This window comes from Bacillus sp. JJ1521, assembly GCF_036965165.1.
Lineage (GTDB): Bacteria > Bacillota > Bacilli > Bacillales > Bacillaceae_L > Ferdinandcohnia.
The window spans coordinates 11,999-17,329 of record NZ_JBALOX010000062.1 but is presented as its reverse complement, the minus strand read 5'-3'; the positions used below and the strand labels follow the sequence as shown (position 1 = coordinate 17,329).

The following is a 5,331-nucleotide window of genomic DNA, read 5'->3' as shown; positions in this document are numbered from 1 at the left end:
TGATTGCATTTCTTTTAAATAAGCAGGGTGAATACAAGTTAGATTGCCATCCTCAAATTCAAGCACAATTGTATTATGTTCTTGTGTTTTACCGTACACCTCATAGCCTTTTATCGTAACATTCCGTTGATAGGTCCTTTCCTTGTACCAGTATTCTTTTTTAACGGAAAGACCCCATTCCCGAACCTTTTCTTCATAGTGGGCTTCATCAACAAATGTTTCGTATTCCCCCTTCGGAGGAAGATACGTTGTTCCTGCTGAGTCCTCTACATGAGGTAATGTATTCGCCATGTATGAACATTCCTTTCGTTTTTTACAAATTTATGTAATTCATATACAATAAAATGAAACATCTCTATTTCATATCATATATTTCTTTCCTACATAATAAAAGGTTTTTACAATTATTCAGTTTAAGCCCGCTTAATAATTGTAAAAGCCTCCGGCGGATGCCACAGATTTTCGAAGAAAATTTTTCGAGCAAGCTCGAAAAAAATCTGGCACAAATACGCCAAGGCGTATTTGATTTTTATTTTAACAAAAGGAGAATTGCGATGACAACTACGTATAAGTCCCGAAACGAAGTTCCCGAACAAGAAAAATGGAACTTAGATGATCTCTATTCTGATCTAAGTAAATGGGAGGATGTATATCAACTTATTGAAAAAATGGGGGAGGACCTCGGTAAATTTGATGGAAATATCCATGACGGACATTCATTATGTGACTATTTAACCTTAAGTGAAAAAATGTCTTTTCATTTTAACAAGCTCTATGCTTACGCTATGTTAAAGGTAGATGAAGACACCCGTGTAACAAAATCACAATCTTATTTAGACCGTGCTAAACAACTAAGTGTAAAGGTGAGTTCTGCGAATTCATTTTTCATGCCATTTTTATTAAGTTTGGATGAAGAAACTTTAAAACGTTACATTGCTGAAGAAAAAGGGCTTCAGTATTTTGAAAAAGACCTGCTGGAATCCTTCCGATATAAGCCACATGTATTAAATAAAGACCAAGAAGAAATTTTATCTCGATTAGGTGAGGCACTTTCTGCTCCAAGTACGACATATGGAATGATAAATAATGCAGATATTCGCTTTGGCTTGGTTACGAAGGTTGATGGTGAGAAGGTTGAATTAACAAGGGGAATGTATGCGAAGCTTATTGAGGATGAAAACCGTGAGAAGCGGAGAGAAGCTTATAAAGCCTATTATGAGCCTTATGTACATCTGAAAAATTCAATTGCATCCACATTGGCTGCTGCAATTAAAAACAATGTCACGCTCTCAAAGTTAAGGAACTATCCATCAGCACTCGAAAAAGCATTATTCGGAGATAATGTTCCCAAAGACGTCTATGAAAATCTAATCGAAACAACAAAGAAAAATATCGGTGCGATGTATAAATACACAGCTATCCGCAAGGAAAAATTAGGTCTAGATGAGCTTCGCCAATACGATTTAAGCGTTCCACTTGTCAGTGGTGCAAAAAAAGATATTTCCTATGATGAAGCATTTGAAACAATGTGCAAGGCACTTGCTCCATTAGGTAAGGAATATATCGATGCACTTGAGGAGTTTAGAAAGTCACGTTATTTTGATGTTAGAGAGACTCCTGGAAAACGTTCGGGAGCTTATAATTTGGGTGTGTATGGGGTGCATCCATATATACTTTTAAATCATCAGGATGATCTAGATAGTTTGTTTACGTTGGTTCATGAATGCGGCCATGGGGTTCACAGTAAATTAAGCTCTGAGCATCAACCTCAAATTACAGCTCGTTATAGTATTTTTGTTGCTGAGGTTGCTTCAACTGTGAATGAGGTACTGTTAATCAACTATCTAGTGAACACGGAAGAAAACGAGGAGGTCAAGAAATTCCTTATCAATCATTTTATCGATATGTTTAAAGGGACTTTCTTTACTCAAGTAATGTTTGCTGAGTTCGAAAAGAAAACCCATGAAATGGCAGAACAAGGACTACCGTTAAATGTGGAATCTTTTAGTGAGGTATATGAAGGCTTGTTTAGAGAATACCATGGTGAAGAACTTGTGTTTGATGATGAATTAAAATATGGGTGGGCACGTATCCCGCATTTTTACCGTCCATTTTATGTTTATAAGTATGCTACAGGATTTGCGTCAGCCGTTCATATCGCAACGAAAATTCTTGAGGGGGACCAAAAAACATTAGGTTCCTATCATGAATTCTTAAAAAGCGGCAGTTCGGACTACCCGCTTGAGCTATTGAAAAAGACAGGGGTAGACCTTACAACTCCATATCCAATCGAAAATTCATTGAAGAAATTTAATGAGTTAATAGAGGAATTTTCTAAATTGTAAAAGGGGTAGCCTTCCGTATTGGAAGGCTATTTTTCATTCTTTTGGTTGTACCATATCTTCAGGTTTTNNTTTTACATATTGTTCAAATTCCTCTTCCGTTAAAATTCCTTGCTGTAAGGCTGCTTCTTTTAACGATGTATTATGTTTATGAGCATATTTTGCAATAGTAGCTGCTTTTTCATAACCGACATGTGGATTCAAAGCGGTTACAAGCATTAATGATTCCTTCAGGTTTTTAGAGATTACCGCTTCATTTGCTTGAATTCCAATTGCACAGTTTTTATTAAAAGATTCCATCGAATCTGCTAAAAGCCGTACTGATTGTAGGAAATTATAGATGATCACCGGCTTAAATACATTTAGTTCAAAATTTCCTTGGCTAGCAGCAATTCCAATTGTTGCATCATTACCCATCACTTGCACCGCAACCATTGTAAGAGCCTCGCTCTGGGTGGGATTTACTTTTCCAGGCATAATTGAGCTTCCTGGTTCATTTTCAGGAATCATAATTTCTCCAATTCCACAGCGAGGACCACTTGCAAGCCATCGTACATCATTTGCAATTTTCATTAAATCAGCTGCCAATGCCTTTAATGCGCCGTGGGCATAAACGATCTCATCATGACTGGTTAGGGCATGGAATTTATTTTCGGATGAGAAAAAGGAAAACTTTGTGTATTCTGAAATTTCACTCGCAACCTTGTCGCCAAACTTTGGATGAGCATTGATCCCAGTCCCAACTGCTGTTCCTCCAATCGCAAGCGCAAGCATTTTTTCAGTCGATTCCTTAATCATCTCCTTAGAACGCTTTAACATATGAACCCAACCGCTTATTTCCTGACCAAGTGTTATTGGAGTCGCATCCTGTAGATGGGTTCTGCCTATTTTTACAATTTTCGCAAATTCCTTTTCTTTTCGTTCTAAAGTTGTTTGTAATGTATCGATAGCAGGGAGCAAGCGTTCATTTACAGCTTTTACACCTGCAATATGCATCGCGGTTGGAAAAGTATCATTTGAACTTTGACTCATATTGACATCATCATTTGGGTGAGTTTTTTCATCCATTCCGTTATCCTTTAACCATTGGTTGGCACGGTTTGCCACAACCTCATTCACATTCATATTACTTTGCGTCCCGCTACCAGTTTGCCAGACAACAAGCGGAAATTGTTCAAAAATTTCTCCCGATAAAACTTCATCACAGGCCATTGTAATGGACTTTGATTTATTGGCATTTAGTTTCCCAAGCTTTTCATTTGAGATGGCTGCACTTCTTTTTAAAATAGCAAAGGCTTCGATTACCTCCTGTGGCATCCGTTCTGTGCCGATTTGAAAGTTTTCTTTACTACGCTGTGTTTGGGCTGCCCAGTAGGCATTAATTGGAACTTTAATTTCACCCTTCGTGTCTTTTTCAATTCTGTAATCCAAAATTATCACCTCTAATATTCTTCTTTATATAACGTACCAATTATTCCCTTGTTTTATGTCCTTGTAATCAGTATGGATTTCAACATTCTTTTCAATAAAAATTATAGAATTTATAATGGAGTTTAACTTTATTCAGCAGAAAGCATGCTGTATAAAGTTAAGCCTCCGGCGGATGCCACGATTTTTCAAAGGAAGTTTTTCGAGCATGCTCGAAAAAAATCGGGCGCAAATACGCCAAGGCGTATTTGATAAGGAGACAAGGAGGTGGACTAAGGTGATTAAAGGGGAAAACTTTTTTAATCAAAAGAAAGAGCAGTTCGGTGTACAGCTAAATGACGTTCAGAAAAAAGCCGTTCTCCACACAAAGGGGCCTTTACTCTTATTAGCGTCACCTGGATCGGGAAAAACGACGACTACGATTATGCGAATCGGTTATTTAATTGAAGAAGAAGGGGTCGAAACTTCTCGAATTAAGGCTATTTCATTTAGCCGCGCCTCAGCATCTGATATGAAAGAAAGATTTACCCGTTTCTTTCCTGAACACCCAAAAGATTCTGTAGACTTTTCGACCATCCATAGTCTTGCATTTCAGATAGTACGGGATTATTTTTACAAACAAAAAGTTACCTACCAATTAATTGAAGGGAATCTTGATGGCGGTCCAAATAAAAAACTTCTATTACGGAAAATTTTTAAAGCAATGAATGGTGAGAATATCACAGAAGAGCAACTTGAAGAGTTAACAACATATATTAGTTATATTAAAAACAAGCTTATTCCAAGGGATGAGTGGGAGAGTATTGATTGTGACATTCCATTTGTCGAAGCTATTTTTGAAGAATATGAAAAAATAAAGAACGCAAATCCAAGTAATCTCTTACTGGATTATGACGATATGCTAACAATAGCGAATGAAGTATTTATGAAAGATGAAATGATTCTCCGAAAATACCAAAACCGCTATGATTATATCCTTACAGATGAAAGCCAGGATACATCACACGTGCAGCATGCAATCATTGAAAAGCTAGTAAAATCTCATCAAAATCTATATGTAGTAGCGGATGATGATCAATCCATTTATTCTTGGCGGGGAGCGGAACCGAAGTATTTGCTTGATTTTAAAAAGGTATACCCAGAAGCGGTTATTCTAAAGATGGAGCAGAACTATCGTTCGTCAAAGGATGTCGTCGACGTGGCCAATCGATTCATTAAGCGAAATAAAGACCGCTACGATAAAAATATGTTTACTGAGAATCCGGCTCATAAGCCTATCGATATTAAACAATTTGAGGATTATCGGATTCAATCAAAATATGTAGTACAAGAAATTGATACGGTAGAAAGGAAGAAGGATGTTGCGATCTTATATCGGAACAATTCATCTTCAATCATGTTAATCAATGCACTAGACCGAAATCAAATCCCGTTTTATATCAAGGATTCAGATAACCGTTTTTTCTCACATTGGGTCGTTAAAGATATATTAAATTTTATGAGGATGACATTTACCGATAAACGAGTCGATATTTTTGAACAAATTTATACGAAATGTGGG

Annotated in this window: 3 protein-coding genes and 1 pseudogene; 2 read left to right on the top strand and 2 right to left on the bottom strand. The window is 36.9% G+C overall.

Annotated features, from left to right (window positions below):
* Positions 1–291, bottom strand: a pseudogene (locus V7147_RS09885) (hypothetical protein); the annotation flags it as partial.
* A 263-nt stretch (positions 292–554) separates the two neighbouring features.
* On the opposite strand from V7147_RS09885, the gene pepF reads away from it, so the two are divergent.
* Positions 555–2,345, top strand: coding sequence for an oligoendopeptidase F (gene pepF / locus V7147_RS09880; protein ID WP_335367685.1), 1,791 nt, complete (start codon positions 555–557; stop codon positions 2,343–2,345).
* A 33-nt stretch (positions 2,346–2,378) separates the two neighbouring features.
* Here pepF and fumC read toward each other — a convergent pair whose 3' ends face one another.
* Entirely contained in the window at positions 2,379–3,773 is a 1,395-nt protein-coding gene (fumC, locus tag V7147_RS09875) for a class II fumarate hydratase (protein WP_335367684.1), read from the bottom strand.
* Between the two features lie 274 nt (positions 3,774–4,047).
* On the opposite strand from fumC, the gene V7147_RS09870 reads away from it, so the two are divergent.
* The coding region (locus tag V7147_RS09870) for an ATP-dependent helicase (protein WP_335367683.1) at positions 4,048–5,331 on the top strand (1,284 nt) is incomplete at its 3' end.